Here is a 26981-nt window from a genome sequence, read left to right as displayed (position 1 = left end):
ATGACCACATCATCGCAGCCACCACCGACAAAACCGGACCGCGCGATCCGCGCTGAAGAACTTGGTGCGCCCATCCCCCGGCCCACCGAAAGGCACACAGGCCAGCCCCGTGCGAGTACCGCGAATCCCGTCAGCGGGTTTTCGATCCGGACATCGCCACCGGCTGCTCGCCAGACGTCGTCACCGGATCGCTGGACATCGCCACCGGATCATCGTCGTCCCACAGCAGCAGTTGACGAACCGCCGGACGCGGACCGTAGGGCCGCAGCATGGTGCTCGCCGGGCGGGGCCGCACCCGTTGCGGCCACCAGAACCAGCGCCCGAGCAGCCTTGCGACGGATGGCGTCATGAATGAGCGCACGATGAGCGTGTCGAACAACAGGCCCAGGCCGATCGTCGTCCCGATCTGACCGAGCACTTGAAAACCGCTGAACACGAACGCGCACATGGTGACGGAGAAAACGATGCCGGCCGAGGTGACGACGGAACCGGACCCGGCCATCGCCCGGATGATGCCGGTGTTGAGACCGGCATGGATCTCCTCCTTGAAGCGGGAGATCAATAGCAGGTTGTAGTCGGATCCGACCGCTAGCAACAGGATCACGGCCAACGCGAGCACCACCCAGTACAGCTGGACGCCGAAAAGATACTGCCACACCAGAACTGACAGACCGAACGAGGCCCCCAGCGAGAGCGCCACGGTGCCCACGATGACCAGCGCGGCGATCAGGCTGCGGGTGATGATCATCATGATCAGCAGGATGAGGGTCAACGCGGCGAATGCCACGATCATCAGGTCGTATTTAGCGCCGTCTTGGATGTCCTTATAGGTGGATGCGGTCCCGCCGAGGTAGACACCCGCGCCGGCCATGGGCGTGCCCTTCAACGCCTCGTGTGCGGCCTTCGCAATCGGATCGATGTGCGAAATGCCCTCGGGCGTCGCGGGATCGCCTTCGTGTGTGACGATCATGCGGGCGGCCTTGCCGTCCGGCGAGAGGAACAGTTTCAGCCCCCGTTTGAAGTCGGGATTGGCGAAAACCTCGGGCGGCAGATAGAAGGTGTCGTCGTTCTTGGCCGCGTCGAAGGCGCGCCCCAACGCCGTCGCGTTGTCGATCGCCGCTGCGGTCTGCGCGTAAATGCCGGACAGTGTGGCGTAATTCGCCAGGGTCAGATCACGATTGGTCTGCTGGCTCTGGATCTGCGGCGGGATCAGGGCCGTCAGTTTCGGCTGCAATGCGTCGAGCTTGTCAAGGGATGCCGTCAGGTTTTCGAATTTCTCGGTGAGCTGGTCTATGCCGTCGATCGCGTCGAACAGCGATCTGAACGCGAAGCAGACGGGAATGTCGTAACAGTGCTTCTCCCAATAGAAATAGCTGCGCACCGGCCGGAAGAAGTCGTCGAAATTCGCGATCTTGTCGCGCAGATCCTGGATGGTGCCGAGCGTGTCGTGAAAGCTTTGGGTCTCATCGTGGGTGGTACCGGCGAGCTGCTGCTGCAGCACGTACTGCTGCTTCAAGATGTTGATGGTCTTGGTCAGTTCGTTGGCCTGCTTGAGTGCATCATCGGCCCGATCTCGTTGATAGGTCAGGTTTTGCTGCTGTGCTGCGCTGGAATTGCTGACCACAAAGGCGAGCGAGCTGTGGACGAGCGGAGTGCCCAACGGTCTGGTGATGGTCTGCACCTGCGCGACCCCCGGGACGTGGAACACCGCCTTGGCGACCTTGTCCAGGACGAGCATGCTTTCCGGGTTACGCATGTCATGATCGGTTTCGACCATCAGCAACTCGGGCTCCAGCCGCGCGCGCGAGAAGTGCTTCTCGGCGGCGGTGTAACCGATGTTGGCCGGCGCGCTGGCCGGCATGTAGGGACGGGTGTCGTAACTCGTCTTGTACCCGGGCAAGGCGATCAGACCGACCAGGGCCAGCGCGCATGCCGCCGCGAGCACGGCGCCGGGCCACCGGACGATGGCGGTCCCGATGCGCGGCCAGCCACGCGTGCGGATCGCCCGCCTGGGGTCGAAGATGCCAGCCTTGGCGCCCAGAGTGAGGATCGCCGGCCCCAGGGTGAGCGCGGCGAACAGCGCGACAACAATGCCCAATGCGGCTGGAATGCCCAGACTTTGGAAGTAGGGCAATCGGGTGAAACTCAGGCAGGCCACGGCGCCGGCCACGGTGAGCCCGGAACCCAGCACGATGTGCGTCGTGCCGTGATACATCGTGTAAAAAGCCTTTTTACGGTCCTCACCGGTGCCACGCGCCTCCTGATAGCGCCCGACGAAGAATATCGCGTAGTCCGTTCCCGCCGCGATCACCAACAATGTCAGCAGATTCGTCGCATACGTCGACAGCCCGATCACGCCGGCGTTACCGAGGAACGCGACAAGGCCACGGGCGGCTGACATTTCGATGAGCACGGTGGCGAGCACCAGCAGCGTGGTGAGCACCGAGCGGTAGACGAAGAACAACATCACCGCGATCACCCCGACGGTGATCGCGGTGACCTTCGCGGTGCCCTTGCTGCCGACGTCGAATTGGTCGGAGATCAGTGGCGCCGCTCCGGTTACATACGTCTTGACGCCCGGCGGCGGCTTCAGGCGGTCGATGATGTCGCGCAGCGCCCCGACGCCCTCGTTGGCCAAGGCCGATCCTTGATTGCCTGCGAGATTCACCTGAACATAAGCCGCCTTGCCGTCGCTGCTCTGCGATCCCGCGGCGGTCAGGGTGTCGCCCCAGTAATCCTGAACGTGCTCGACGTGCTTTTTGTCCTGCTCGACCCTGCGAACCATGTCGTCGTAGAAGCGGTGGGCGTCCGCGCCCAGTGGCCTATCGCCTTCCAGCACGATCATCGCCGAGCTGTCGGTGTCGAATTCGTGGAACTTCTCACCGATGCGCTTGATCGCCTTGAGCGACGGTGCATCTGGCGAGTTCAGCGCCACGTTGTGGGTCTTCCCCACGTCTTCCAGCTGTGGCACGGCGATGTTCGTGATGGCGGCCAGACCGACCCAGAACAGCAGAATCGGCAACGCGAACCGCCGGATAGTGCGCGGCACGAACCGCCGCGGCTGTTGATCGTTGCTCATCCAGACTTATCCAGACAGAAGGTGTAGGCGTCGACTTTGTTGACTGTGCGTTGGTCTTTCACATCCCCGTTGACGGTGATGCGACAGCCCAGGGTGTCCCCGTTGCCCTGAGCGACGACGTTGCCGATGACCGCGGGCTCCGTGGTGGTGATGGTGAACGACCAGGGCAAGGGCGCGTCCTTGACCTGCTGAGGCTGAGCGTTGACGTCGAGGTAGTTGATGGTGGCCATCGCGCCCGGTGCGCCGAAGACCTCGAGCACCACATGTTTGGGGTTGAACGGGACGATCTCGTTCGAGGGGCCGGCGTTGGCCGAGGTGGTGTTGTGCGAGCCGAAGATACCGTGCAGGCGATAGATGGCAAATCCCGCTAGCGTGACGACCAGTATCGCGACCAGCACCATCCACCCTCGTTTCACGAGGGTTGCCACCGAAATCCCTTCCACCCGTTCACCTTTCGATTATCGGGCGACACGATCACCCTCGAGGCGAGGGCGGCTTGCCGACGGGGCAGGCGCGATCGACAGCTTTGACAGTACGGTACGGGACCGTACTGCACAAGAGACGCGCACGTACACATTTCGTCTAAGTGGGTCAACGGCGTGTTACCCGGTGGTTCTGGTCAACCCCGGGATGAGAAACCCGTCGACGAGGGCTTGCACGGTGCGACGGGTGGGCGGCCGGCCCGGAATGATGGATCGGAAGATGAGGTATCCGGGTAACAGATCCCACAACTCGTCGGTGACGACATCCTCGCTGATCTCACCGCGGTCGACGGCCTGCCGCAGCACATGCTGAATCAAGGCCTTGCGTTGCTTGAGGAATTGCTCCTGCAAGGCGTCGTTGAGCGCCGGGTGCCGCGACACCTCGACCATCACCGCGCGAATGGTGCTGGCGTGCTCGGTGCCGTGCCGACCACACGTCTCCCCCAGACTCAGCAGGTCGCCGCGCAGCGTGCCGGTGTCGGGCGGGACCGCGACCTGGCGGACGCCCTCGGTGAAGGCGGCCAGCACCAGTTCGGCCTTCGAGGGCCAGCGCCGGTACACCGTGGCCTTGCTGGCGCGGGCGGCACTGGCCACGGCGTCCACGGTCAGCTGGTCATAACCGTGCTCCTGCAGCAGCCGCAGGGTCACCGCCAGTATCTCGGCCTCTCGTGGTGACCACGGAGATGCCTGCGTGTACCGGTCCGCCGTCTGGGTCATAACGCCCACGATAGAGCCGCTCGGGCGCAGCGGCCGAATTTCGGCTTCGGCCGCTATCTCGACGCCAGCAGGGCGCGTTCGATGTCGGCGAGCAGGTCGTCGGTGTCTTCGATCCCCAGTGAGATGCGTGCGAACCCGTCGGCGACGCGATCGCCCCAGCGGGCCCGGCGGTCGACCGACGTGTGCAGGCCGCCGAAACTGGTGGATGCGATCAGCAGTTCGCTGCGGTCCACCAGGGCGTGCACCGCGGCCGCGTCGGCCAACTCGACCGAAACCAGCGCCCCGAACCGGCGCATCTGCGCCATGGCCACCGGATGCGCCGGGTCGTCGACCAATCCGGGGTAGCGCACCGCCCGCACCGCCGGGTGACGGGCCAGCATGGTCGCCAGCGCCCGGGCGTTTTGGCATTGGCGTTCGAAGCGCAAACCGGCAGTTGCCATGCTGCGCAACAGCAGCCACGCCTCGAACCCACCCAGGATCGCACCGGCGAGCAGCCTGTGTCGCTCCACCGCGGCGAGCAGTTCGGAGTCGTTGGTGCCGACGTAGCCCGCCAGCAGGTCGCCGTGACCCGACAAAATTTTGGTCGCGCTGGCCACCACGACGTCGGCACCCAGCGACAGCGGCTGCTGCCCCAAGGGCGTCGCGGCCGTGTTGTCGACGACCAAGCGCGCGTTGCGGTCCCGGCAGATGTTGGCCAACCGGTGCACATCGACCACGTCGAGCGCCGGGTTGGTGGGCGTTTCGGCCAGCACCACGTCCGCTTCGCCGGCGGCGTCGTAGATCCGCGAGCTTGACGCCTCGATGACCGTCACACCGCCGGGCGCCAGGTCTTCGCGGGCGTAGCGGCGCACCTGGTAGTAGCCGTCGGCCGGCACCACCACCGTCGACCCCGGCTTCGCCAGCGCGCGTAAGACGGCGCTGATGGCCGCCATGCCCGAGCCGAACACCCGCGCACCGGCGGCCCCCTCCAGCTCGGCGAGCGCCGACTCGAGTTGCCGCCAGGTCGGATTGGAGCCGCGGCCGTAGCTGTCCAGCGCGGCGGTCTCGTCGTCGGACAGGTGGTAGGTGGCGGCGAGCACCGCCTGCGGCGCTACCGGATGCCCCGGAATGGCTTCCGCGTCAGCGGCTTTGAGGCTGCGCGTGGAATCGCCGTAGCGGCTACTCATCGGCTCACTCCGTCGGGGAATCGGGTCGGCCCTCGGCCAGCAGCTTCCGGAAGCCGTCCTCGTCGAGGACGGGCACCCCCAGCTCGATCGCCTTGTCGTATTTGGAACCCGGCGAATCGCCCGCCACGACGTAGTCGGTCTTCTTCGACACCGAACCCGCCGCCTTTCCCCCGCGCGTCAAGATCGCCTCCTTGGCATCGTCGCGGGAAAAGCCGGCGAGCGACCCGGTGACCACCACCGTCAGCCCCTCCAGCGTGCGCGGCACACTGGCGTCGCGTTCGTCGGCCATCCGCACGCCGGCGGCCCGCCACTTCTCGACGATCGCGCGGTGCCAGTCGACGGTGAACCATTCGGTGAGCGCCGCCGCGATCGTCGGGCCCACACCTTCCACCGCGGCCAGCCGCTCGGTCGACGCCGACATGATCGAGTCCAGGTCGCCGAACTCGGTCGCCAGGGCGCGCGCGGCCGTCGGCCCGACATGCCGAATCGACAACGCCACCAGGACGCGCCACAGGGCCACCTTCTTGGCCTTGTCCAAGTTTTCGAGCAGCCGTTTGCCGTTGGCGGACAGGGTGCCTGCCTTCGTCCGGAACAACTCGGTGCGCAACAGGTCGTCCTCGGTGAGCGCGAACAAGTCGCCCTCGTCGGCGATCACGCCGGCCTTCAGCAGCGCCGTCGCGGCTTCGTAGCCGAGCCCCTCGATGTCGAGCGCGCCGCGACCGGCGACGTGAAATACCCGCTCCCGCAACTGCGCCGGACAGGACCGGGCATTGGGGCAGCGGATGTCGGCATCGCCCTCCTTGGCCGGTGCCAGCGTGGTCCCACATTCGGGACACGTGGTGGGCATGACGAATTCGCGTTCGGAGCCGTCGCGCAGGTCGACGACGGGACCGAGCACCTCCGGGATCACGTCGCCGGCTTTGCGGATCATCACGGTGTCGCCGATCAGCACACCCTTGCGTTTGACCTCCGCGGCGTTGTGCAGGGTGGCCAGCCCCACCGTCGACCCGGCCACCTTCACCGGCGTCATGAACGCGAACGGCGTGACGCGTCCGGTGCGCCCGACGTTGACGCGGATGTCGAGCAGTTTGGTCTGCGCCTCCTGGGGCGGGTACTTGTACGCGACGGCCCACCGCGGCGCGCGAGAGGTGGTCCCGAGCCTGCGCTGCAGCGCAACCTCGTCGACTTTGACTACTACACCGTCGATTTCGTGGTCCAGGTCGTAACGGTGCTCACCCCAATAGCCGATCCGCTCCTCTACGGCGGCAAGGCCGCGCACCCGCGCGGTTTGTTCGGCCACCGGCAGCCCCCAGGCGCTCAGCGCGGTGTAGGCCTCGTGCTGAGTTTTGGGCGCGAACCCCTCGGTGCGGCCGATGCCATGGCAGATCATCCGCAGTTTGCGCCGGGCCGTGACGGCCGGGTTCTTCTGACGCAGCGACCCCGCGGCGCTGTTGCGCGGGTTGGCGAACGGCGCCTTACCGTCCTCGACCAGGCTGGCGTTGAGCGCCTCGAAATCGGAGAGCAGAAAGAACGCCTCGCCGCGCACCTCGAGCAGGGCGGGAATCGGGAAGTCCTTGCTGGCAGACAGCCGCTCGGGGACGTCGTCGATGGTGCGCGCGTTGAGCGTCACGTCCTCGCCGACCCGCCCGTCGCCCCGGGTCGCGGCCCGTTCCAGCCGGCCGTCGCGGTACACCAGCGCCAGGGCGACCCCGTCGATCTTGAGTTCGCACAGGTAGTACGGCTGCTTGCCGACCTCGTTCTCGACGCGGTTGTTCCACGCCACCAACTCGTCGCGATCGAAGACATCATCGAGGCTCAGCATCCGTTCCAGGTGCTGCGCCTCGCTGAACTCGGTGGCGAAACCCGCCCCGCCGACCAGCTGCGTCGGGGAATCGGGCACCCGGAGTTCGGGGTAACGCTCCTCGAGCGCGAGAAGCTCGTTGAACATCGCGTCGAAGTCCGCGTCCGAGATGATCGGAGCGTCCTTGATGTAATAGCGGAACTGGTGTTCACGGACCTCTTCGGCCAGGTCGTGCCACTGCCGACGAACCTCGGGCGATACCGAATCGGCTTCTGCTGCGCTCACCTTGGCAGGCTATCCGAGGACACCGACGCGAAACCGCGCGCTCAGTCCTCGACGTAAGCCCGCAACCGGTCCACCGCGGCATCCCAGCGGCGGGACAGCTGACTCAGATAGTCGCTGGCCGAGGCCAGCGGCTGGGTCTGCACCCTCCAGACTCGCTCGCGGCCCCGTCGGCTGCTGGTCACCAGCCCGACCGACTCCAACAGCTGCAGGTGCTTGCTGGCCGCCTGCCGGGTTACCGGGATGACGCCGGTGACCTGCGACGTCGAACTGGGGCCTTGGTCGCAGAGCCGCACGATGATGCGCAGCCGGTTGGGATCGCCAAGGGCGTCGAAGAGCGGCGCCTCGACCGCGACACGACCACTCATACCCGGACGTCCTCGATGTACTTGCGCACCAGCGTGGTCTGGATCGCCCAGCCCTCGTCGTCGGCTTCGAACGCCGGCCCCCGGCGCGCCCGGGGAATCGCCTCGAATCCGGACTCGGTGATGGTCAGCAACACGCCGTCGGGCTGCTCGGACAGGGTGAACTCGACGAGCGTGGTCGGCTCGGAGTCGTAGTCGACATCGGCGTCGATGGCGAACGGGCGCCAGCGGTAGGCAAACCTGCGTTGCGGCTCGATGGCCACGATCTGCCAGGTGCTTTGCACCCCGGCGTGCGCCTCCTGTCGCTTGGCGACCTCGCTGTCGACGATGGTCGGGCTGATCGCGGCGGTCACCGCCGCCCCTGCGACGAACGGCCCGTCGAAGCGCACCCCGAACCAGCGGCCGAACTCCTCGGCGTCGCTGATGGCCCGCCACACGCGCTCGAGCGGCGCGCGCAGCATCACTTGCTTCTCGATCTTCATATGCAACCTCCTGGTTGCCTATGAGTGCAGCACAGTGCGCCCAGAAACGCAACCGAATGGTTGCCTATTCGATGGCGTCCGGATCCTCGGCGAACATCTCGGCGGCCTTGCGCGCTAGCTCGATCGCGCTGCGCGCCCACTCCGGGGTCGCGCCGGCCAGGCCACACGCGGGCGTGACGCCGATGCGGTCGCGCAGCGCCGAGCGGGCGAAGCCGAGACGATCGGTCACCGCGACCACCGCGGCCGCCACCTCTCGCACCGACGGGCGACGCGGCGGGGCGTCGCCGGCGACCACCCCCAGCGCGACGGTGCGGCCGGACTCCACGAACTCGGCAACACCGTCCAGGTCGGCGGCGTTCAGCGCGCCGACATCAACGGATACGGCGTGAAAGGCACTGCGCTGCAAAAGGTTCCATGGGAGGTCGGGAGCACAGCAGTGCAGCAGCACCGCACCGCCCGCCGTCCGGGCGCAGGTGTCCAGCAGCCCGGCGGCCACCTCTTCGTCGACTGGCGCCACGGGGCTCAGCGCGGTCACCCCGCTCAGCCCGCCGCCCAGGGCTTTGGGCAGCGACGGCTCATCGAACTGCACCACCACCTCCGCCTCGAGCCGGCCGGCCAGTCTCGCGCGATGCGTCGCCACGCCCTCGGCCAGCGACGCCGCCAGGTCGCGCAGCGCTCCGGGGTCGGTGATCGCCCGGTGGCCGTTGGCCAGCTCGACCTCGGCCGCCAGGGTGATCGGGCCCGGAGCCTGCACCTTTACCACCCGACCATCGTTGCGAAGGCCGGCGGCTTCCCAGGCCTCTTCGAGCGCGTCCATGTCCTCGTCGAGCAGGCTGATGGCTCGGCGGGTGACCGCCCCGGGCCGGGCGGCAAGCCGGTAGCCGCGGGGCGCGGTATCGATGGCCACGTCGACCAGCAGCGCACCGGCGCGCCCGAGCATGTCGGCACCCACTCCGCGGGCGGGCAGCTCGACGATGTGCACCAGCGCGCCCGCGAGTTCACCCACCACGACTTCGGCGGCTTGGCGCGCGGCGATGCCGGGCCACGATCCGACGCCGCTGGCGGTGGCAAAGGGATGGGTGAAAAGACTCACCGGGCAACCGTATTCGACGCCACGCCACGCGCCGGTCGGCAGGGTCTGTGTGCCGCCGGGCGGCGCGGGTAGGTTCAACACCAAAAGGGGTGCGAAAACGTGTCGCAGAAGGCGAAATCAGTTTGGCTACCGCTGTTGTGCGCGGTGGTGGCGCTGGTAGCGTCGTGCACTCGGGTGGTGGACGGTGCGGCCGTGGCGGGCTCCGGTGCCGGCCGCAGAGTGGTGCAGGGTGTCGACGTCGACACGATTCTGCTGGACCAGTCGCGAATGCGCGCGATCACCGGCGCCGGTGAGCATCTGACCATCATCCCCTCGATGGACGGGACCAGCCCGGTGGACATCGACGCGCTGGTCGATTCCGCGCCGCGCGAGTGCCGGTTCATCTACGCCGAGACGGCAACGTTCGGGCGCGATCTCGAGGCGTTCCACAAGACGACGTTTCAGGACCCGCCCGATGGCGCATTGATCTCCGAAGGCGCCGCGGCCTATCGCGATGCCGACACCGCCCGTCGCGTGTTCGGCGCCCTGGTGAGCACGGTGGGCGACTGCGCGAACGGCTCGAGCGGGCAGCTCTACGTCGGTGACTGGAACGCCGACGCCACCTCCCTGCACCTGCGGCCCGGGGGCTGCGGCCGCGACTACCGGATTGTGTCGGTGGCCATGCTGGAGGTGACTTTCTGCGGCTTCGCGCAATCGGTGTCCGACATTGTGATGACGAACATCTCCGCGAACATGCCGCGGTAGCCCCTATTCAGCGGGTGGTGCCGGCGATGGTGGCGCTGCCGAGCACCTCGTCACCGTCGGGATCGGGCCGATACAGCACCAGCGTCTGGCCCCGGGCCACCCCGCGCATCGGCGCGCGCAACCGAACGACGAGGTCGCCGTCGACCAGTTCGGCTATCGCGTCGGTTGTTTCGCCGTGCGCGCGCACCTGGACCGCGCACTCCACCGGGCCGGCCGGGGTGACGCCCGAGGTGAAAATCGGTTTCCGGCCCACGATTTCGCGTATCTCGAGATCCGCCGCCTCGCCCACCCGCACGGTGCCGCTCTCCGCGTCGATGGAGGTTACGTAACGGGGGCGGCCGTCGGGCCCCGGCCCGGCGATGCCGAGCCCCTTGCGCTGACCGACGGTGAAACCGTGCACGCCGTCGTGCTCGGCGAGCACCGTGCCGTCGGCATTGACCACCGCCCCGCGGCGCACCCCGATGCGCTCGCCCAGAAAGGCGCGGGTGTTGCCCGAGGGGATGAAGCAGATGTCATGACTGTCCGGCTTTTCGGCGACCGTCAGACCGCGCCGGGCGGCCTCGGCGCGGATCTGCGGCTTTGGGGTGTCCCCGATCGGGAACGTCGCGTGGCGCAACTGCTCGGCGCTCAGGACGGCCAGTACATAGGACTGGTCCTTGTCGTGATCGACGGCGCGACGCAGCCGACCGTCGCGGAGCCGGGCGTAGTGGCCGGTGGCCACCGTGTCGAACCCGAGTGCGACGGCCTTCGCCGACAGCGCGGAGAACTTGATCTTCTGATTGCACACCACGCACGGGTTGGGCGTCTCGCCGCGCGCATAAGACGACACGAATTCGTCGATCACGTCCGACTTGAACCGCTCCGCGAAATCCCACACATAAAACGGAATTCCGAGCACATCAGCGACCCGGCGCGCGTCGGACGCGTCTTCCTTCGAGCAGCACCCGCGCGAGCCGGTGCGCAGCGTGCCTGGCGCGCTGGACAGCGCCAAGTGCACGCCGACCACGTCGTGTCCGGCGTCGACCATCCGGGCGGCGGCGACCGACGAGTCGACGCCACCGCTCATGGCGGCAAGCACTTTCACTTAGGACGCCCCCGCGGCGGCCAATGCGGCGCGACGGGCCCGATCCACCGCCCCGGGCAGTACCCGCAATACTGCATCGACGTCAGCGTCAACACTGGTGTGTCCCAACGAGAGTCGCAAAGAGCCGCGAGCGCTGGTGGCGTCGGCGCCCATCGCGATCAGCACGTGCGAGGGCTGCGCGACACCGGCGGTGCACGCCGACCCGGTCGAGCACTCGATTCCGTTCGCGTCCAACAGCATCAACAGCGCATCGCCCTCGCAGCCGCGAAACGTGAAATGCGCGTTGCCCGGAAGGCGCAGGGAATCGCGGACACCGTTGAGACTGACATCCTCGATGCCGCCCAGTACGCCGTCGACCAGCCGGTCGCGCAGAGCCCGCAGCCGAGCGCTGTTGATCTCGAGCCCGTCGACCGAAATCCGGGCCGCCGCGGCCATTCCGACCGCGCCTGCGACATCGGCTGTGCCCGAACGGATGTCACGCTCCTGGCCACCTCCGTGTGCCAGCGGCACGCACGCGACCTCGCGACGCAGCAGCAGCGCACCAACGGCCGGCGGTCCGCCGAACTTGTGCGCGGTCACGCTCATCGCCGCCAATCCGCTGGCGGCGAAATCGACCGGCAACTGCCCAACCGCCTGCACGGCGTCGCTGTGCATCGGAACACCGAATTCGGCTGCGACGCCGGCGAGTTCGGCAGCCGGCATGACCGTTCCGACCTCATTGTTGGCCCACATCACCGAGACCAGCGCCACGTCGTCGTGGGTCTGCAGGACCTCGCGCAGCGCCGCGGCCGACACCGAGCCGTCGGCGGCGGTCGGAAGCCAGGTGACCTCGGCGCCCTCGTGTTCGACGAGCCAGTGCACCGAGTCCAGTACGGCGTGATGTTCCACCTCACTGGTGACGATGCGCCGCTGCCGGGGCTCGGCGTCGCGGCGAGCCCAGTAGATGCCCTTGACGGCCAGGTTGTCGCTCTCGGTGCCGCCGGCGGTGAAGATCACCTCCGAGGGGCGCGCGCCGAGCCTGTCTGCGATCAACTCACGGGATTCCTCGATGCGGCGCCGCGCCGCGCGGCCGCTGGTGTGCAGCGACGAGGCGTTGCCGACCGTGCCGAGCGCAGCCGTCATCGCCTCGACGGCGGCGGGGTGCATCGGGGTGGTGGCGGCGTGATCCAGGTAGACCATGACGCGACCCACGATACCGGCCCGCCGGTTGGCTCAGGCCACCAGCACGTGCCCGTGACCAGCACGCCGCGGGGTTTTAACGCCCACCGCGGATTGGCACCGGGCGGCCAGGGCGCGCCGGTCCGTCCCGGGGAGCTGCAGAGACCCGACATGCACGCGCGCCAGCGTGCGCGACACGACGAGCATGCGGCGGATCGAGCTCAGCAGGGTCTCGTCGCCGACGAAGGCCGGGACCGTAGACGGGCTGCCATCGACATCGTGGTAGGTCAGCCGCAGCGGCTGCACCGGACGGCCGGCGTCGATGGCCGCCTGAAACATCGCCGGGTAGAAGGCGCCGCGGTCCCGACCACACCAGGTGGTGCCCTCCGGGAACGCGACCACCGTCTGTCCGGATCGCAGCCGGTGGGCGACGGCATCCACGACGCCGGGCAGGCGCCGCAGACTGGACCGCTCGATCGGGATGATTTTCAGGAAGCGGGCCACGATCGCGGTGGCCGGGCCGGTGAACATGTCCGCGCGCGCCACGAACGATCCGGGCAGCACCGACCCGATAGCGAAGACGTCGACCCAGGACATGTGCGGGCTCACTACCAGCACCCCGCGGAGGTTACGAATCGGGTTGCCCGTCACGGTGATTCGAACACCCAGGCAGCGCAGCACCAACCTGCAATAGATCCGTTGCACGCGGGTGCGGCCCGGCAGCGGCACGGCCAGCAGCGGCAGCCCCGGGGCCAGCAGCAGCGCCAGCGAAAGGCGAAGGGTCACCCGCAGCGCCCCGCGCAGCGGCCGCGGCGTCACCGCCTCGCCCGCTCCCAGACAACCTGCGTCGCACGATGCGCGCGGCAGCCAGGAGTGCGCGGCGCCGTTCATCGCCGGCCGCCCGCCGTTCGCATCTCCGAAGCGACGGCCACCGATCGGAGTCGCTTCAGATATCGGGTATCGGCGTGCGCTTTGCCCAGCAGGACGCAGAAATCACCGACGCCGAAATCCGGGTCGTGCGCGGGTTCGCCGCACACCTGCGCGCCCAGGCGCAGGTAACCGCGCATCAGCGCCGGCACCGAGGGCCGCGCGGGCGGGGCGATGTCGCCGATCGCCCTCCCGTCGATCACCACCGGGCGGTGCGGGTAGACCCGGCATTCCGGCGGTGCGCCATGCCGGCCGAGGATGAAGTCTCGGACGCCGCGCAGTTGAGTGCCTGCAGGCTCGTCGGATTCGCCGCCGATGGGCACCGACACGCACCCGGTCACGTGGTCATAGCCGTAACGGTCCAGGTAGGCCAGGATGCCCGCCCACATCAGCAGCACGACGCCGCCGTTGCGATGCCCTTCGCGCACCGCCGCGCGTCCCATCTCCACCAGTGACGGCCGCAGCGGATCGAGCGCACGGATGTCGAACTCGGTGGCGGTGTAGAGCCCGCCGGCCGCGATGGCCCCCGCCGGCGCCAGCATGCGGTAGCAACCGACCAGCTCACCGGTGTCGTCGTCGCGGACCATGAGGTGGTCGCAAAACTCGTCGAACCTGTCGACGTCCCGTCTATCCGCGTGGGCCGCCGGCAGGGTGAAGCCCGGCGTGCTGGTGAACACGTCATACCGGAGTCGCTGCGCAGCCTCGATCATGACGGCGTCGGTGGACAGCAACAGGGAGTAGCGGGGTGCGGCCGACGAGCTGGTGGCCGTACCGGTGGTCTTCTCGCTGGGTATGAGGACAGAAGCAATGCTCATGAACCCCAACGTGGCGTAGTTGATGAGCTAGTCGGCATCGCGGCTATGACGTGTCGGTGCACGTGAGATGAAAGAACTGTCGCGAAAAGTGAGCTGCGTCCGGTGCCGGAACGCCGTCGGCGGATACGCAGCGGGGATGGTGGGGATGGATGTCGGCGGCCGGTCCCGAGAACCGTTGTCGGACTTCGAAACCGCTAGAACCGGCACCGGCGGATTCGGAATTCGATTCAGTGGTCGAGACGCGGTGCGTGCCGTGCCGGAATGCAAAAGCCCCCGGCACCGCGGTGCCGGGGGCCTTCGCGGCCGACAGACTCAGCCCTTGCGTGCCTTGATCGCCTCGGTCAGCTGCGGGGCGACCTTGAACAGGTCGCCCACCACGCCGTAGTCGGCGATCTCGAAGATCGGCGCCTCTTCATCCTTGTTGACCGCGATGATCGTCTTGGACGTCTGCATGCCCGCGCGGTGCTGGATCGCACCCGAGATGCCCAGCGCGATGTAGAGCTGCGGCGAGACGGTCTTACCGGTCTGGCCCACCTGGAACTGGCCCGGGTAGTAGCCGGAGTCGACGGCGGCGCGCGACGCGCCGACGGCCGCACCCAGCGAATCGGCCAGCTCCTCGACGACGCTGAAGTTCTCTGCGCTGCCCACACCGCGACCGCCGGAGACGACGATGGTGGCCTCGGTCAGTTCCGGACGGTCACCGGCGACGGCGGGCTCGCGGGCGGTGATCTTGGTGGCGTTCTCGGCCTGGGCCGGAACCTCGACCTTGACCTCTTCGCCGGCACCGGCCTGCGGCTCGGCGTCGACGGCGCCGGCGCGCACGGTGATCACCGGGGTGTCCCCGTTGGCCTGCGCCTCCACGGTGAACGCGCCACCGAAGATGGAATAGGTCGCCTTGTTGCCTTCCTTGACGTCGACCACGTCGACCAGCAGGCCGGAACCGATGCGCGCCGCGAGCCGTCCGGCGATCTCCTTGCCGTCGGCGTTGGCGGACAGGATCACCGCGGCGGGCGAGTTGGACTCGGCGAGCGAGGCCAGCACGTCGACGAACGGGGTGATCAGGTATTTCTCGACGTCGTCGGACTCGGCAATGTAGATCTTGGCGGCGCCGGCCTCCTTGAGCCCATCGACCAAGGGCGCGGCGGTCCCGGGAGCGCCCACCACGACGGCGGCGGGCTCGCCCAGCGCGCGGGCGGCGGTGATCAGTTCGGAGGTGACCTTCTTCAGCGCACCTTCTGCGTGCTCGACGAGCACAAGTACTTCAGCCATGGGTTATTTCGCTCTTCTCGTCTTGGGGGACTCGGGTCAGATGATCTTCTGGGCGACCAGGTACTTGGCGATCTCGTTGCCGCCCTCGCCCTCGTCGGTGACCTTCTCACCCGCGGTCTTCGGCGGCTTGGGCGTCGACGACAGCACGGTGGAACCGGCGTTTTCCAGCCCAACCTCGTCGCTCTCGACCCCGATATCGGCGAGGGTCAGCACGGTAACCTCTTTTTTCTTGGCGGCCATGATGCCCTTGAAGGAGGGGAAGCGCGGCTCGTTGATCTTCTCAGTGACGCTGACCACCGCGGGCAGGGTGGCCTCGAGGGTGAACACGCCCTCGTCGGTCTCCCGCTCGCCGGTGACCTTGTCGCCCTCGATGGAGAGCTTGCGCACATGGGTGAGCTGGGGCAGGCCCAGGTACTCGGCGATGACGGCCGGCACCGCGCCACCGGTCCCGTCGGTGGCCTCATTACCGGCGATGACCAGCTCGGTGCCCTCGATGGTGCCCAGCGCACGGGCCAAGGCCCATCCGGTCTGCACGACATCCGAACCGTGCATGCCGTCGTCCTTGAGATGGACGGCCTTGTCGGCGCCCATCGACAGCGCCTTGCGGATCGCCTCGGTGGCGCGCTCGGGACCCGCGGTCAGCACGGTCACCGCGCCTTCGCCGCCCTCGCGTTCGCGGATCTGCAGCGCCTCTTCCACCGCGCGCTCGTTGATCTCATCCAGCACCGCGTCGGCGGCCTCACGGTCCAATGTGTAATCGCCGTCAGATAGCTTGCGCTCCGACCAGGTATCTGGGACCTGCTTGATCAGGACCACGATGTTCGTCATGAGTGTGGTTCGTCCTCCTAGAAGGGGGCTCGCAGCAATCGACTACGAAACCTCGGTACGCGTTTTCGCAACGCACGGCCGTGTTACTACCCGGTAACTTTGTGCGGTATGCATTCACACCATAGCTGGTCGTAGTGCACGTTCCTGCAGCCCGTCCGCCGCTTCGCGAGCGGGGGTCCACTTCCCCGGTTCGCGAATCCGACACTTCGCGTTAGCCTGCCTATGCAATGAGCGCACTCGTGCCTGACGTCCCGCAGCACACCGCCGGCGACACCGCGTCGGCGGGTGACGCCGTGATGATGCTGACGGGTGAGCGCACCATCCCGGGTTTGGACATCGAGAACTACTGGTTTCGCCGCCACGAGGTCGTCTACCAGCGCCTTGCCGAGCGCTGCGCGGACGCCGACGTGCTCGAGGCCGGCTGCGGCGAGGGCTACGGCGCCGACCTGATCGCCGGGGTCGCCCGCCGCGTCATCGCAGTCGATTACGACGAGGCCGCGGTGGCCCATGTCCGGAACCGCTACCCCCGAGTGGACGTCATGCGGGCGAACCTTGCGCAGCTACCGCTGCCCGATGCGTCGGTCGATATTGTGGTCAACTTCCAGGTGATCGAACACCTGTGGGACCAAACACAGTTCGTCATCGAGTGCGTCCGGGTGCTGCGGCCGTCGGGCCTGCTGCTGATGTCCACCCCCAACCGGATCACCTTCTCCCCCGGTCGCGACACCCCGGTCAACCCCTTTCACACCCGCGAACTCAACGCCGCCGAACTGACCCAGCTGCTCATCGACGGCGGCTTCGCCGACGTGTCGATCAGCGGCCTGTTCCACGGCCCGCGGCTTCGCGAGCTGGATGCCCGGCACGGCGGCTCGATCATCGACGCGCAGATCCGGCAGGCAATGGCCGCTGACCAGGGGGTACCGTGGCCGCCCGAGCTGGCTGCCGACGTCGCCACGGTCACCACCGGGGACTTCGACCTCCTCGAGGCCGACGCAGGCGCGGCCACCGGCCACCACATCGACGACAGCCTCGACCTGATCGCGATCGCGGTAGCCCCGTGAGCACGCCGCAGAACCGGGTTCCCGGCCTCTTCACCCTGGTTTTGCACACCCACCTGCCCTGGCTCGCCCACCACGGCCGCTGGCCGGTCGGCGAGGAATGGCTATATCAATCCTGGGCGGCGGCCTACCTGCCGCTGATGCGGGTGCTGAATACATTGGCCGGCGAAGACCGGCGGGGCGTGATCACGCTGGGCGTCACGCCCGTGGTGAACGCGCAGCTCGACGACCCGTACTGCCTGGACGGCATGCACCATTGGCTGGCCAACTGGCAGCTGCGTGCCCTGGAGGCCACCAGCGTGCGGTCCGTTCCCCGCTCGAAGTCGGTCGGCTACCAGGCATGCACACCGGAAGCATTGCGCGCCTTAGGGATTCGTGAATCGGCCGAAGCGCAGCGGAGACTGGACGACTTCGCCACCCTGTGGCGGCACGGGGGCAGCCCGCTGCTGCGCAGCCTGCTCGACGCCGGCGCGTTAGAGCTGCTCGGCGGCCCGCTGGCGCATCCGTTTCAACCGCTGCTGGCGCCGCGACTGCGTGAGTTCGCACTGCGCGAGGGTCTGGCCGACGCGCAAATGCGCCTAGGGGCGCGACAAGGGCAAAGCCCCGGCGGGATCTGGGCGCCCGAATGCGCCTACGCGCCCGGCCTGGAGCACGACTATTCCGCCGCCGGCATCACCCATTTCATGGTCGACGGCCCGTCCCTACACGGCGACACGGCCCTGGGCCGGCCGGTCGGCGACACCGATGTGGTCGCGTTCGGGCGTGATCTCCAGGTCAGCTACCGGGTGTGGTCACCGAAATCCGGCTACCCCGGGCACGCCGCATATCGCGACTTCCATACCTATGACCACCTCACCGGCCTCAAGCCGGCCAGGGTGACGGGCCGCAACGTGTCCTCGCAGGACAAGGCGCCTTACGATCCCGAGCGCGCCGACCACGCGGTCGATACCCACGTCGCCGACTTCGTCGACGTGGTTCGCAACCGCCTACTCTCGGAGTCCGACCGCATCGGGCGTCCGGCGCATGTGGTCGCCGCGTTCGACACCGAGCTGTTCGGCCACTGGTGGTACGAGGGTCCGACGTGGCTGGAGCGGGTGCTGCGGACCCTGCCGGAGGCCGGCGTCCGGGTGGGCACGCTGAACGACGCCCTCGCCGACGGTTTCGTCGGGAACGCGGTAGCCCTGCCGCCCAGCTCGTGGGGTTCGGGAAAGGACTGGCAGGTGTGGGCCGGCGATCAGGTCGCCGATCTGGTCGCGCTGAACAGCGAAGTGGTCGACATGGCGCTGAGCACCGTCGACAAGGCGCTGTCCCAGACCGCGTCCCTGGACGGGCCCACTCCACGCGATCACGTCGCCGATCAGATCCTGCGCGAAACGCTGCTCACCGTCTCCAGCGACTGGCCATTCATGGTCAGCAAGGATTCGGCCGCCGACTACGCCCGCTACCGCGCCCACCTGCACGCCCACGCCACCCGCGAAATCGCCGATGCGCTGGCATCGGGGCGGCGCGACACCGCGCAGCGCCTGGCGGAGGGCTGGAACCGCGCCGACGGGCTGTTCGGCGCCCTCGATGCCCGCAGGTTGCCCCGATGAGGCGGGCCGCGGCGTGAAAATCCTGATGGTGTCGTGGGAATATCCGCCCGTGGTGATCGGCGGGCTCGGCCGGCACGTGCATCATCTGTCGACCGCGCTGGCCGCCGCCGGTCACGACGTCGTCGTGCTGTCGCGGCGTCCCAGTGGAACCGATCCACGCAGTCATCCGTCCACCGACCACATCAGCGAGGGCGTTCGGGTAATCGCGGCCGCTCAGGACCCGCACGAATTCGCCTTCGGCACCGACATGATGGCGTGGACGCTCGCGATGGGCCACTCCATGGTCCGCGCCGGTCTGCCGCTGACGAAGCCGGGCACCAACCGCGCCTGGCGGCCCGACGTCGTGCACGCCCACGACTGGCTGGTGGCCCACCCGGCGATCGCGCTCGCCCAATTTTACGATGCGCCACTGGTTTCCACGATCCACGCCACCGAAGCCGGTCGTCATTCCGGCTGGGTCACCGGTGCGATCAGCCGTCAGGTGCACGCGGTCGAATCGTGGTTGGTGCGTGAATCCGACTCGCTGATCACGTGTTCGGCGTCGATGGCCGACGAGATCACCGAGCTGTTCGGTCCCGGCCTGGCCGAGATCACGGTGATCTGCAACGGCATCGAGACGGCACGGTGGCCGTTTGCGGCGCGCCGGCCGCGCACCGGACCGGCGGAGCTGCTCTACCTGGGTCGGCTCGAGTACGAGAAGGGTGTGCATGACCTCATCGCCGCGCTGCCACGGATCAGGCGCAGCCACCCCGGCACCACACTGACCATCGCCGGTGAGGGGACCCAGCAGGGCTGGCTCATCGAGCAGGCTCGTAAACACCGGGTACTCAAGGCGATTCGGTTTTCTGGGCACCTCGAACATGCCGAGCTGCTGGCCGTCCTGCATCGCGCCGACGCCGCGGTGCTGCCCAGTCACTATGAGCCGTTCGGGATCGTGGCGCTGGAGGCGGCGGCGGCGGGCACTCCACTGGTGACCTCTGACATCGGTGGCCTGGGCGAAGCGGTGATCGATGGTCAGACCGGCGTGTCGTGCCCGCCTCGCGACGTGGCCCGGCTGGCCGCCGCGGTGCGCTCCGTGCTCGACGACCCGCAGGCCGCGCAGCGGCGCGCCCACGCCGCCCGCGAACGACTCACATCCGATTTCGATTGGCGCACGGTGGCCGACAAGACCGCGCAGGTTTACCTGTCGGCCAAGCGTGGAGTGCGCCAGCCGCACGCGCGGCTGCCCATCGCCGAACACGCCTTGCCGAACCGGTAGGCGCTAACGTTCAGGCATGGGCCTGGACTATTCGAGCGTCGTGGACGCTCCCATCAGCGACGTTTTCGATTGGTACGCAAGGCCTGGGGCGTTCGCCCGGCTTTCGCCGCCGTGGCAGCCGATGCGGCTGGTCACCGAGGCCGCCTCACTCGAGGACGGGCGAGCCACGCTGGCGCTGCCCGGGGGCCTGCGCTGGGTCGCCGTCCATCAGCCCGACGGATATGATCCGCCGCGGCGTTTCGTCGACACCGTCGGCGGCGACGGCCTGGCCGCGCTCCCGACGCGAATCGCGGTGCGCTGGCGCCACATTCACGAATTCGAAGACCTCGGGGGCAACCGCACCAGGGTGATCGACAGGGTCGAGACTCCAGTGCCCGGCCGGCTGCTGCGGCCCATGTTCGTCTACCGGCACCGCCAGCTCGCCGACGACTTGACGGCCCACCGGCTGGCCGCCGAGAACGGACTGCGCCCGATGACGATCGCCGTCACCGGATCGTCGGGACTGGTCGGTTCGGCATTGACCGCCTTCCTGCGCACCGGTGGGCATCGGGTGATCCGGCTGGTCCGCCACGTCGCACGCGACGACGATGAACGACGGTGGAACCCTGAGGATCCCGACCCGAGGCTGTTCGACGGGACCGACGCGGTGATCCATCTCGCGGGCGCCTCGATCGCCGGGCGTTTCACCGATAGACACCGGCAGGCCATCCGGGACAGCAGGATTGGGCCCACGCGGCGGCTGGCCGAACTACTGGGCCGCAGCGAGCGTCGCCCCGGCGTGCTGATCTCGGCGTCGGCCATCGGCTTCTACGGATACGACCGGGGCGATGAAACTCTCACCGAGGACAGCGGTCGCGGCGACGGGTTTCTGGCCGAGGTGGTGACCGACTGGGAGGAGGCGACCACGCCCGCCCAGCAGGCGGGGATGCGGGTGGTGCCGGTGCGCACCGGCATTGTGCAATCGCCCGCCGGCGGCACTTTGAAACTGATGCGTCCGCTGTTCAGCGCCGGGCTGGGTGGCCGTCTTGGTGACGGCCGACAATGGCTGTCCTGGATCGGGATCGACGATCTGGTGGACGTCTACCACCGCGCACTGTGGGACTCCACGTTGTCTGGGCCGGTGAATGCCGTTGCACCGCAACCCGTTCGCAACAGCGAATACACCGCCGCCCTGGCGGCGGTGTTGCACCGGCCGGCGGTGTTGCCCGTGCCCTCGCTGGGTCCGCGGCTGCTCCTGGGCGGGCAGGGCGCCCGCGAGCTGGCGTGCGCGAGCCAGCGAGTGGCGCCGGCCAAACTCGCCGCCGCCGGGCATCGGTTTCGACAACCGGACCTGGATCGGGCGTTGCGTCACCTCTTGGGGCGCACCGGCTGAGTCCGGCAGGACTTTCAGGGCACGCGTCGCGTGGTAAGTGGCCCATCGCTGACATCACGGGTGATCGCCTGGACGAACGACCGGGAATGCAGCACCGGACTCGGCGTCCCCGAGACATGGAGGAACCCGTCAATGAGGTCGCGCAGGGCCGCCAACGATTCCCACCGTGGCGACCACCCGAGCACGTCGCGCGCGCGGCTTGTGTCGAGCAGCGGCAACGAAAACGCCATATCGAGCCAGCCCCGGTCGATGGGCTGCAGCCTCGCCCGCCACGATGCCTCCACCGCCAACCCGAGCACGGCAGAGGGCACATGAATCGGGTGTGCCCGCAATGCCTTTGCGATGTCGTCACGGGACACCGGTGGTTGGGCGGCGAGGTTGAAGGGGCCCAGCGCACAACGCTCGACAGCTTTCACACAGGCGTCGGCGACATCGTCGGCGTGCACGATGGACACACATAACGAGCGGTCCAGCGGGAGCACGGGCAGCCAGCGCAGCCATTGCGGATCCAGGTATGCGGGCAGGGTGTAGCGCCGCAGGCCGGGTGCGGCGTCGCGCTGCATGATGAAGCCGGGCCGCATCCGGGTGATGCCCACGCCATCGGGATTGCGGCGTTCGTAGTCGTCGAGCATGTGTTCCACCGTGGATTTCGCCCGGCTGTATGCCGATGATCTGATGCCGGCGGTCGACCAGGACTCGTCCACCTGTTCCCCGTACCGCCCGGCGGCGTAGGTGCCCACCGACGACATGTGCACCAGCTGAGGCACTTTGGCGTTATGCGCCGCGCTGAGCACCGCCGCGCTGCCATTGACGGCGACCGCATCCAGATACCGCCGGTTACGGGTGGGCTGGAAACCCCACGCCAGATGGATCACGCACTGCGCGCCGCGACAAACGTTGAGGCGCCCGGATCCGCGAGGTCCAGCTGATGCCATTGGACGGATCGGTACACGCCGTCCGGCGGCGGGCGTCTACGGGTGACGCCGACGATCTCGTAATCAGTTTCCGCCTTCGGCGACACGTCGCAGCAGTGCGGTGCCGACGTTGCCACTGCCCCGGTGATGACGATCCGCTTGGACGCCGGCTACCTCCCCAGCACGAGCAGCTACTATTCGGCGTCTCTGCCGTCGCGGCTGTGCTGATAGGCGCGGGCGCGCAGGTCCGCGAGCCACCGGGGGTGCAGGCTCAAGCCGGGCGCCGTGTTGAGGACGGGGTCGAACGACACGTCCCGGTCGCCGTCGGGATCGATGGCGGTGGTCAGCGTGATGCGGGCCAAGGGTGTGAAATCGGCTCTGCCGCAAGCTTGGTCGAGGGTCACCTCGATGTTGCTGCGCTCGAGCTTGGACCGGACGCCGTCCAGGGACAAGCCCGTGCCGCCGATCTCGCTGGAGGTGCGAGCCCGAAGCCACCAGTTGTGGTCCTGATAGTGCAACGGCATCAGCGTGGTCAGCGTCTGACCGTTCCACGACGTGGCCGGCCGCAGCGCCACCACCCGTGACAACACCCCCGACCCGGACGAGACGAGCAGGATGTCCCACGGCTTCTCGGAGAGCGGCGGCGCGGGCAGCCGGAAGGCCAACCCGATGAAGTCGGGCAGCGCCCCTGGCGTGCCGCTGGCCTTGGACACGCGCGCAACAATCTCCGATGACGCGATCGGCAAGCCTTGGGCGGCAGGGGCAACGCGCTCGATGAAGCCCCCGGCGAGCACCCCGATCGGGTGGAAAAACCGCTTACCCCGGATCGCGGAGCCCAAGCGAAACGGCAACGCCACAAGATCGAAAACGTTCACCGGCGGCGGATTCCCATTCTTCGGCGGGAGAAACCATGCCGTTCAACACCGCCGCGCCAGCGCTGGTGGGGGGAAAGTCACGGCGACACGGAAGCGCTTGTGTGCCGGCTGATCATTCGCAGTGCGGGCGGCCGTTGTTGCGGGTGGTAGGTGTGGCTGTCGATGTAGACCTGCGCCATGACCGCCTGCCACGACTCGATCTGGGGCGAGGACTTCCAGATGCCCTCGACCAATCCCACGATCAAGGCGTTGTGTTCGTCGGTCAGGGTGTAGACCGGACCGCCGTAGTCCCGGCTGTCGGAGACCATGTCGGTGATGGCGAAGCGGCCGTTGCCGACCCAGCCGACCGAGCTGCAGCGTTGGCCGGTGGCGCTGCGCAGCTGGCATACGGGCATTCCGGGTTGCGCGCGCATACCGGGCGCGGATCCCAAACGGCGTCCCGTCGGAAGCACATCGCTGGCCGTCACATCGGGCGCGATCGCAATGACTTCGTACTCCACGGGCAGCATCGACACCTCCGCTGTGGAGTCTGCGTCGTCCTGGCGGCGGCCGAGGACCACGTTGCCGATCGGCTTGCGGTCGCGATCGGTGACTACCGACTGCCCTCCGTCGCATTGGCCACTGGTCAACGCGACCCGCAACCGCGGCTCGACCAATCCCACCATGCAGACCGTGCTGCCCTGGTGGATCTCCATTCCGGGGTAAACGGTGCTGCCCGGATCGGCAGCCGCCGGACCCGGTGCGGCAAAAAGCATCGCCGTGAGCGCGGATGCGATCGCAAACCGGCGCAGCCGGCAGCTGGGCTCTGCCATGGGACGCATCACCCCTCACGTCCGGGGTCCATCGCGTGTCTTACTCGACACGCGTATACCCGCGGTCTACCGGGCCAAACGGCCTTGAATCCGGTCGGAAAGCGAACGTGAGCGGTTTGCCAAAAGGCCGGGAAACGAACTGCGCGGGCCCGCCGCCTCGAGCTGCGCTGGAAGGCAGGGATCTGGCTCGCGTCGTGTCGGCTGCTCAGGCCTGGGTGTTTCGGCGAACCGATATCTCAGCGCTCACCTCGGCGGTAGGCTGCTAACAGGTTGAGTTCACAGCTGCGTCTCCAACGGGAGCGGTGCGCAAAACACTGTTTCACTCCCGCCTCACGAACGTCGATAGGCGCTCTCATGGCCGCTATTCACTCCGCAAATTCGGCGGATCAACACCTCCCCACCCGCTGCCGGTACATGGCTGATTTCAGCCGAGCACACCTGTTCGTCTATGCGCGCAGTCTCGGGACGGTCCTGCGCGTCGACGGCGAGATCGACGCCTCCAACGCGACGGACCTCACTGCGGCGATCCGAAACTTCGCCCGGCTCAAGACCCCCTTGGTGCTCGACCTCAGTCATCTGCGCTTTATCAGCGTGGAGGGTTTTCGTGCGCTGCTGTTGCTCAACGACGAGCTCCGCAAGGCGCGGGTGTACTGCGGCGTGATCGGCGGCACGGCGGTTAGTCCCCTGTTGCGGATCGTGCATCACAACGGGTTGCAGGTCGCCGGTTCGGTGCCCGAGGCCTTTCAGAACCTCGAAGACATCCTGCGCGCCAGACGACGGCTCCTGTCGGACCTGGCGCATCGGAAACCGGCTCAGTCCAGAGTCCCCACACAGCGCCGCGTCGTAGTGGTCGGACGGTTCCCTGCGGCGCCTAGGGTTTCGGCCTGTCGCCCAGTTCATCCTGGAAGCAGCGCAACGCGGTGATCAGCGCGGCGAAGACCCGATGCGCGGCGCTCAGGTCCGAATCGGGTAGGTCGTCGAGGGCTAATCGGGTGTGCGCATCGAGCGGGCTGATAAACGACCGCGCGGTGGCCAGACCGGATTCATCGTTGCGCAACACGACCTTTCGGCGGTCGGCAGGGTGATTATCGCGACGGATATGGCCGGCGCCGATGAGCCGGTCAACCAGATAGGTGATCGCCGAACCCGACAGTCCCAGCCGCTGACTGAGGTCGCTCGATGTCATCGGCCGCCCGCCTATCTCCGCCACCATGATGTAAAGCAGGGCACGAAAGTCATTGGGCCGCAGGTTATGAACCAGCGCGAACACCCGACCGATCTGATCGGACTCGGTCGACAGCTCCCGCAGATCGGCCGTTATCATCGACTCCAGCTCATCGCGGCCCCAGCGCTGCGCGTCAGCGTCCATAACGCTGTGAGCATATCGCCGATGCGGGTTACATTTCAGATACTTAAAGTTTTTCCGAGCAGTGGCCGCTGGCGCCCCCCTCGGAACACCGGTCGTCGCCCAATGGCGCATAACGATTACCTTCAGTAAATTAATGTTTAATTTATTGAAATAAGTGGTACGTCATAGCCACGACGCGAGGGCGCGCCTGGCGGTCGGCGCTGGTGTTTTGCCCGCCTCAGCAGCGGGTATGACGCGTGTGTTTGGCCGCGCGCCTGGGCACGCCAAACCGTCGGGGAGGGAGCGCTTGGGCATATGAAGGTTTTGTCTTTTTCACCCGCAACGGCGTCGCCGCCGGTGGCGATCGGTTGGCTCAGCGCCGACGACTTCGGCGCATGGCGGTCGAACCTACGGCGGATGATTTTGGGCGATGTCGCGCATTTCGTCGCCGAGCGGCGTGCCGGCGAACTGGACGATGTGCGCATCGACGCCGCAGGCGACATCCTGGCTCAGTTCATCGGTGGCGGTAAATGCCTGCGGTCGACATTCGTGTACCTGGGCTGGCTGTGCGGCGCGCCGCCCGACGATGCGGCCCTGCGGGCCGCGGCCAGTTTCGAGTTGCTGCACGCCTTCGCATTGCTTCAAGACGACGTCATGGATGGTGCCGACCAACGGCGCGGCCGCCCGTCGGCGCATCGGCAATTCGGCCGATGGCATCGCGAACGCGGACTGTCGGGCCCGTCGCAACGATTCGGCGAATCGGCAGCCATTCTGCTGGGCGACCTCTGCCTCATCTGGGCCGAACAGATGCTGCGCGAGAGCGGCGTCGACCCCCGGCGTCTCCAACGCGCGTGGCCACGCTATGACGCCATGCGCACCGAGCTCGCCGTCGGGCAATTCGCCGACTTGACCAACGATGCGCGGCAGGCGCCGGGGCTGGAAGTCGTGCTCGACGTGGCACGGCGCAAGTCGGGCAACTACACCGTGCGCCGGCCGCTGGAAATCGGCGCGGCCATGGGCGAATGCGACGATCGAACGCTGTCCCAGCTGGGCCGCTACGGCGCGGCGATAGGCGAGGCGTTCCAGCTTCGCGACGACGTCCTCGGCGTCTTCGGCTCGCCGGCTGTAACGGGCAAACCCGCTGCCGGCGATCTGCTCGAGCGCAAGGCGACAAGCGTGGTGGTGGCCGCCCACCAACTGGCCGATGCGCCGGCCCGCCGTGTACTCGTCGAGCTCGCGGATCGGGAAGACCTCGACGACAACGCGATCGACCGGTGGAAAGCGCTGATCGTCGAGACGGGAGCGGTGCAGCTGATCGAGCAGATGATCGACGACCGTGTCGCTGCCGCACGCGACCACCTCAGCGACTTGCCGATCGGCGAGCCCGTTCGCACCGCGTTGGCCGAAATGGCGGCCGTCTGCACGGATCGCGTTGAATGAGTAGCACCGACCAGGGAGCC

Annotated in this window: 24 protein-coding genes and 1 pseudogene; 7 read left to right on the top strand and 18 right to left on the bottom strand. The window is 67.7% G+C overall.

Annotated features, from left to right (window positions below):
• Positions 1 to 130: 130 nt before the first annotated feature.
• From AC5Y4F_RS10125 to AC5Y4F_RS10090, 8 genes are all read right to left on the bottom strand, one after another.
• Positions 131 to 3079: an MMPL/RND family transporter gene (locus AC5Y4F_RS10125; RefSeq protein ID WP_499996371.1), complete on the bottom strand. Its 2949-nt coding sequence runs from the start codon at positions 3077 to 3079 to the stop codon at positions 131 to 133.
• Positions 3076 to 3507, bottom strand: coding sequence for an MmpS family transport accessory protein (locus AC5Y4F_RS10120; protein ID WP_369829720.1), 432 nt, complete (start codon positions 3505 to 3507; stop codon positions 3076 to 3078). Before AC5Y4F_RS10120 ends, AC5Y4F_RS10125 begins: the two co-directional genes overlap by 4 nt.
• A 174-nt stretch (positions 3508 to 3681) precedes the next feature.
• Positions 3682 to 4290 (bottom strand): TetR/AcrR family transcriptional regulator, encoded by a 609-nt coding sequence (locus AC5Y4F_RS10115; protein ID WP_156750125.1) that lies wholly within the window; start codon positions 4288 to 4290, stop codon positions 3682 to 3684.
• Positions 4291 to 4331: 41 nt separating this feature from the next.
• Positions 4332 to 5444, bottom strand: a complete 1113-nt coding sequence (locus tag AC5Y4F_RS10110; RefSeq protein WP_499996366.1) for a cystathionine gamma-lyase — start codon at positions 5442 to 5444, stop codon at positions 4332 to 4334.
• Positions 5445 to 5448: 4 nt separating this feature from the next.
• The gene (gene ligA / locus AC5Y4F_RS10105; protein WP_067936829.1) at positions 5449 to 7530 is read right to left on the bottom strand and encodes an NAD-dependent DNA ligase LigA; all 2082 of its coding nucleotides are present in this window, start codon (positions 7528 to 7530) and stop codon (positions 5449 to 5451) included.
• Positions 7531 to 7571: 41 nt separating this feature from the next.
• Positions 7572 to 7895, bottom strand: coding sequence for an ArsR/SmtB family transcription factor (locus AC5Y4F_RS10100; RefSeq protein WP_067936831.1), 324 nt, complete (start codon positions 7893 to 7895; stop codon positions 7572 to 7574).
• Complete coding sequence (locus AC5Y4F_RS10095) at positions 7892 to 8374, bottom strand: SRPBCC family protein (RefSeq protein ID WP_067936835.1); 483 nt, start codon at positions 8372 to 8374, stop codon at positions 7892 to 7894. The genes AC5Y4F_RS10100 and AC5Y4F_RS10095 overlap by 4 nt, the downstream gene beginning before the upstream one ends.
• A gap of 64 nt (positions 8375 to 8438) precedes the next feature.
• Positions 8439 to 9467 (bottom strand): uroporphyrinogen decarboxylase/cobalamine-independent methonine synthase family protein, encoded by a 1029-nt coding sequence (locus AC5Y4F_RS10090; protein WP_067937120.1) that lies wholly within the window; start codon positions 9465 to 9467, stop codon positions 8439 to 8441.
• A gap of 99 nt (positions 9468 to 9566) precedes the next feature.
• On the opposite strand from AC5Y4F_RS10090, the gene AC5Y4F_RS10085 reads away from it, so the two are divergent.
• On the top strand, positions 9567 to 10211 hold the full coding sequence (locus AC5Y4F_RS10085) for a sensor domain-containing protein (RefSeq protein ID WP_197520616.1): 645 nt from the start codon (positions 9567 to 9569) through the stop codon (positions 10209 to 10211).
• 7 nt (positions 10212 to 10218) lie between these two features.
• Here AC5Y4F_RS10085 and mnmA read toward each other — a convergent pair whose 3' ends face one another.
• The 6 genes from mnmA to AC5Y4F_RS10055 form a co-directional block, all read right to left on the bottom strand.
• Positions 10219 to 11295 (bottom strand): tRNA 2-thiouridine(34) synthase MnmA, encoded by a 1077-nt coding sequence (gene mnmA / locus AC5Y4F_RS10080; protein WP_499996360.1) that lies wholly within the window; start codon positions 11293 to 11295, stop codon positions 10219 to 10221.
• Positions 11296 to 12474: a cysteine desulfurase family protein gene (locus tag AC5Y4F_RS10075; RefSeq protein WP_499996359.1), complete on the bottom strand. Its 1179-nt coding sequence runs from the start codon at positions 12472 to 12474 to the stop codon at positions 11296 to 11298.
• A gap of 33 nt (positions 12475 to 12507) precedes the next feature.
• Positions 12508 to 13344, bottom strand: a complete 837-nt coding sequence (locus tag AC5Y4F_RS10070; RefSeq protein ID WP_499996358.1) for a lysophospholipid acyltransferase family protein — start codon at positions 13342 to 13344, stop codon at positions 12508 to 12510.
• Positions 13341 to 14195, bottom strand: coding sequence for a GNAT family N-acetyltransferase (locus AC5Y4F_RS10065; RefSeq protein ID WP_499996357.1), 855 nt, complete (start codon positions 14193 to 14195; stop codon positions 13341 to 13343). Before AC5Y4F_RS10065 ends, AC5Y4F_RS10070 begins: the two co-directional genes overlap by 4 nt.
• Before the next feature lie 312 nt (positions 14196 to 14507).
• A complete protein-coding gene (locus AC5Y4F_RS10060) occupies positions 14508 to 15464 on the bottom strand; it encodes an electron transfer flavoprotein subunit alpha/FixB family protein (RefSeq protein WP_067936946.1) in 957 nt (318 codons plus the stop codon).
• A 36-nt stretch (positions 15465 to 15500) separates the two neighbouring features.
• Positions 15501 to 16292 carry an electron transfer flavoprotein subunit beta/FixA family protein gene (locus tag AC5Y4F_RS10055; protein WP_067936949.1) on the bottom strand — a complete coding sequence of 264 codons (792 nt, stop codon included), beginning with the start codon at positions 16290 to 16292 and terminating at the stop codon, positions 15501 to 15503.
• Between the two features lie 227 nt (positions 16293 to 16519).
• Between AC5Y4F_RS10055 and AC5Y4F_RS10050 the strand changes: the two genes are divergently transcribed.
• From AC5Y4F_RS10050 to AC5Y4F_RS10035, 4 genes are read left to right on the top strand one after another with little or no spacing between them, the layout of a single operon-like run.
• A complete protein-coding gene (locus AC5Y4F_RS10050) occupies positions 16520 to 17353 on the top strand; it encodes a class I SAM-dependent methyltransferase (RefSeq protein ID WP_067936952.1) in 834 nt (277 codons plus the stop codon).
• Complete coding sequence (locus tag AC5Y4F_RS10045) at positions 17350 to 18942, top strand: 1,4-alpha-glucan branching protein domain-containing protein (protein WP_067936954.1); 1593 nt, start codon at positions 17350 to 17352, stop codon at positions 18940 to 18942. Before AC5Y4F_RS10050 ends, AC5Y4F_RS10045 begins: the two co-directional genes overlap by 4 nt.
• A gap of 13 nt (positions 18943 to 18955) precedes the next feature.
• Positions 18956 to 20200 (top strand): glycosyltransferase family 4 protein, encoded by a 1245-nt coding sequence (locus AC5Y4F_RS10040; protein ID WP_067937126.1) that lies wholly within the window; start codon positions 18956 to 18958, stop codon positions 20198 to 20200.
• Positions 20201 to 20216: 16 nt separating this feature from the next.
• Positions 20217 to 21572, top strand: a complete 1356-nt coding sequence (locus AC5Y4F_RS10035; protein ID WP_499996354.1) for a TIGR01777 family oxidoreductase — start codon at positions 20217 to 20219, stop codon at positions 21570 to 21572.
• Between the two features lie 14 nt (positions 21573 to 21586).
• Here AC5Y4F_RS10035 and AC5Y4F_RS10030 read toward each other — a convergent pair whose 3' ends face one another.
• The 3 genes from AC5Y4F_RS10030 to AC5Y4F_RS10020 form a co-directional block, all read right to left on the bottom strand.
• Entirely contained in the window at positions 21587 to 22507 is a 921-nt protein-coding gene (locus AC5Y4F_RS10030) for an NAD-dependent epimerase/dehydratase family protein (RefSeq protein ID WP_499996352.1), read from the bottom strand.
• A 173-nt stretch (positions 22508 to 22680) separates the two neighbouring features.
• A complete protein-coding gene (locus AC5Y4F_RS10025; protein WP_499996349.1) occupies positions 22681 to 23361 on the bottom strand; it encodes a phosphodiesterase in 681 nt (226 codons plus the stop codon).
• A gap of 77 nt (positions 23362 to 23438) precedes the next feature.
• Positions 23439 to 24173, bottom strand: coding sequence for an Rv1815 family serine proteinase (locus AC5Y4F_RS10020; protein WP_499996347.1), 735 nt, complete (start codon positions 24171 to 24173; stop codon positions 23439 to 23441).
• A 414-nt stretch (positions 24174 to 24587) separates the two neighbouring features.
• Between AC5Y4F_RS10020 and AC5Y4F_RS10015 the strand changes: the two are divergent.
• Positions 24588 to 24992, top strand: a pseudogene (locus AC5Y4F_RS10015) (STAS domain-containing protein); the annotation flags it as partial.
• A 52-nt stretch (positions 24993 to 25044) separates the two neighbouring features.
• On the opposite strand, the gene AC5Y4F_RS10010 reads toward AC5Y4F_RS10015, so the two are convergent.
• Positions 25045 to 25542, bottom strand: coding sequence for a MarR family winged helix-turn-helix transcriptional regulator (locus AC5Y4F_RS10010; RefSeq protein WP_067936964.1), 498 nt, complete (start codon positions 25540 to 25542; stop codon positions 25045 to 25047).
• A gap of 294 nt (positions 25543 to 25836) precedes the next feature.
• On the opposite strand from AC5Y4F_RS10010, the gene AC5Y4F_RS10005 reads away from it, so the two are divergent.
• Positions 25837 to 26961 (top strand): polyprenyl synthetase family protein, encoded by a 1125-nt coding sequence (locus tag AC5Y4F_RS10005; protein WP_499996345.1) that lies wholly within the window; start codon positions 25837 to 25839, stop codon positions 26959 to 26961.
• Positions 26962 to 26981: the final 20 nt, after the last annotated feature.

It is taken from the genome of Mycobacterium sp. NGS56 (assembly GCF_059812425.1).
This window is presented reverse-complemented; position numbering and strand designations above follow the sequence as displayed.

Excerpts from the sequence above, each read along its gene's own strand:
- AC5Y4F_RS10020 (WP_499996347.1), bottom strand. The coding sequence starts at position 24,173 with ATGGCAGAGCCCAGCTGCCGGCTGCGCCGGTTTGCGATCGCATCCGCG.
- AC5Y4F_RS10060 (WP_067936946.1), bottom strand. The coding sequence starts at position 15,464 with ATGGCTGAAGTACTTGTGCTCGTCGAGCACGCAGAAGGTGCGCTGAAG.
- AC5Y4F_RS10055 (WP_067936949.1), bottom strand. The coding sequence starts at position 16,292 with ATGACGAACATCGTGGTCCTGATCAAGCAGGTCCCAGATACCTGGTCG.
- AC5Y4F_RS10010 (WP_067936964.1), bottom strand. The coding sequence starts at position 25,542 with ATGGACGCTGACGCGCAGCGCTGGGGCCGCGATGAGCTGGAGTCGATG.
- AC5Y4F_RS10030 (WP_499996352.1), bottom strand. The coding sequence starts at position 22,507 with ATGGCATCAGCTGGACCTCGCGGATCCGGGCGCCTCAACGTTTGTCGC.
- AC5Y4F_RS10100 (WP_067936831.1), bottom strand. The coding sequence starts at position 7,895 with ATGAGTGGTCGTGTCGCGGTCGAGGCGCCGCTCTTCGACGCCCTTGGC.
- AC5Y4F_RS10065 (WP_499996357.1), bottom strand. The coding sequence starts at position 14,195 with ATGAGCATTGCTTCTGTCCTCATACCCAGCGAGAAGACCACCGGTACG.
- AC5Y4F_RS10050 (WP_067936952.1), top strand. The coding sequence starts at position 16,520 with ATGAGCGCACTCGTGCCTGACGTCCCGCAGCACACCGCCGGCGACACC.
- AC5Y4F_RS10075 (WP_499996359.1), bottom strand. The coding sequence starts at position 12,474 with ATGGTCTACCTGGATCACGCCGCCACCACCCCGATGCACCCCGCCGCC.
- AC5Y4F_RS10110 (WP_499996366.1), bottom strand. The coding sequence starts at position 5,444 with ATGAGTAGCCGCTACGGCGATTCCACGCGCAGCCTCAAAGCCGCTGAC.
- AC5Y4F_RS10095 (WP_067936835.1), bottom strand. The coding sequence starts at position 8,374 with ATGAAGATCGAGAAGCAAGTGATGCTGCGCGCGCCGCTCGAGCGCGTG.
- AC5Y4F_RS10005 (WP_499996345.1), top strand. The coding sequence starts at position 25,837 with ATGAAGGTTTTGTCTTTTTCACCCGCAACGGCGTCGCCGCCGGTGGCG.
- AC5Y4F_RS10035 (WP_499996354.1), top strand. The coding sequence starts at position 20,217 with ATGGGCCTGGACTATTCGAGCGTCGTGGACGCTCCCATCAGCGACGTT.
- AC5Y4F_RS10125 (WP_499996371.1), bottom strand. The coding sequence starts at position 3,079 with ATGAGCAACGATCAACAGCCGCGGCGGTTCGTGCCGCGCACTATCCGG.
- AC5Y4F_RS10070 (WP_499996358.1), bottom strand. The coding sequence starts at position 13,344 with ATGAACGGCGCCGCGCACTCCTGGCTGCCGCGCGCATCGTGCGACGCA.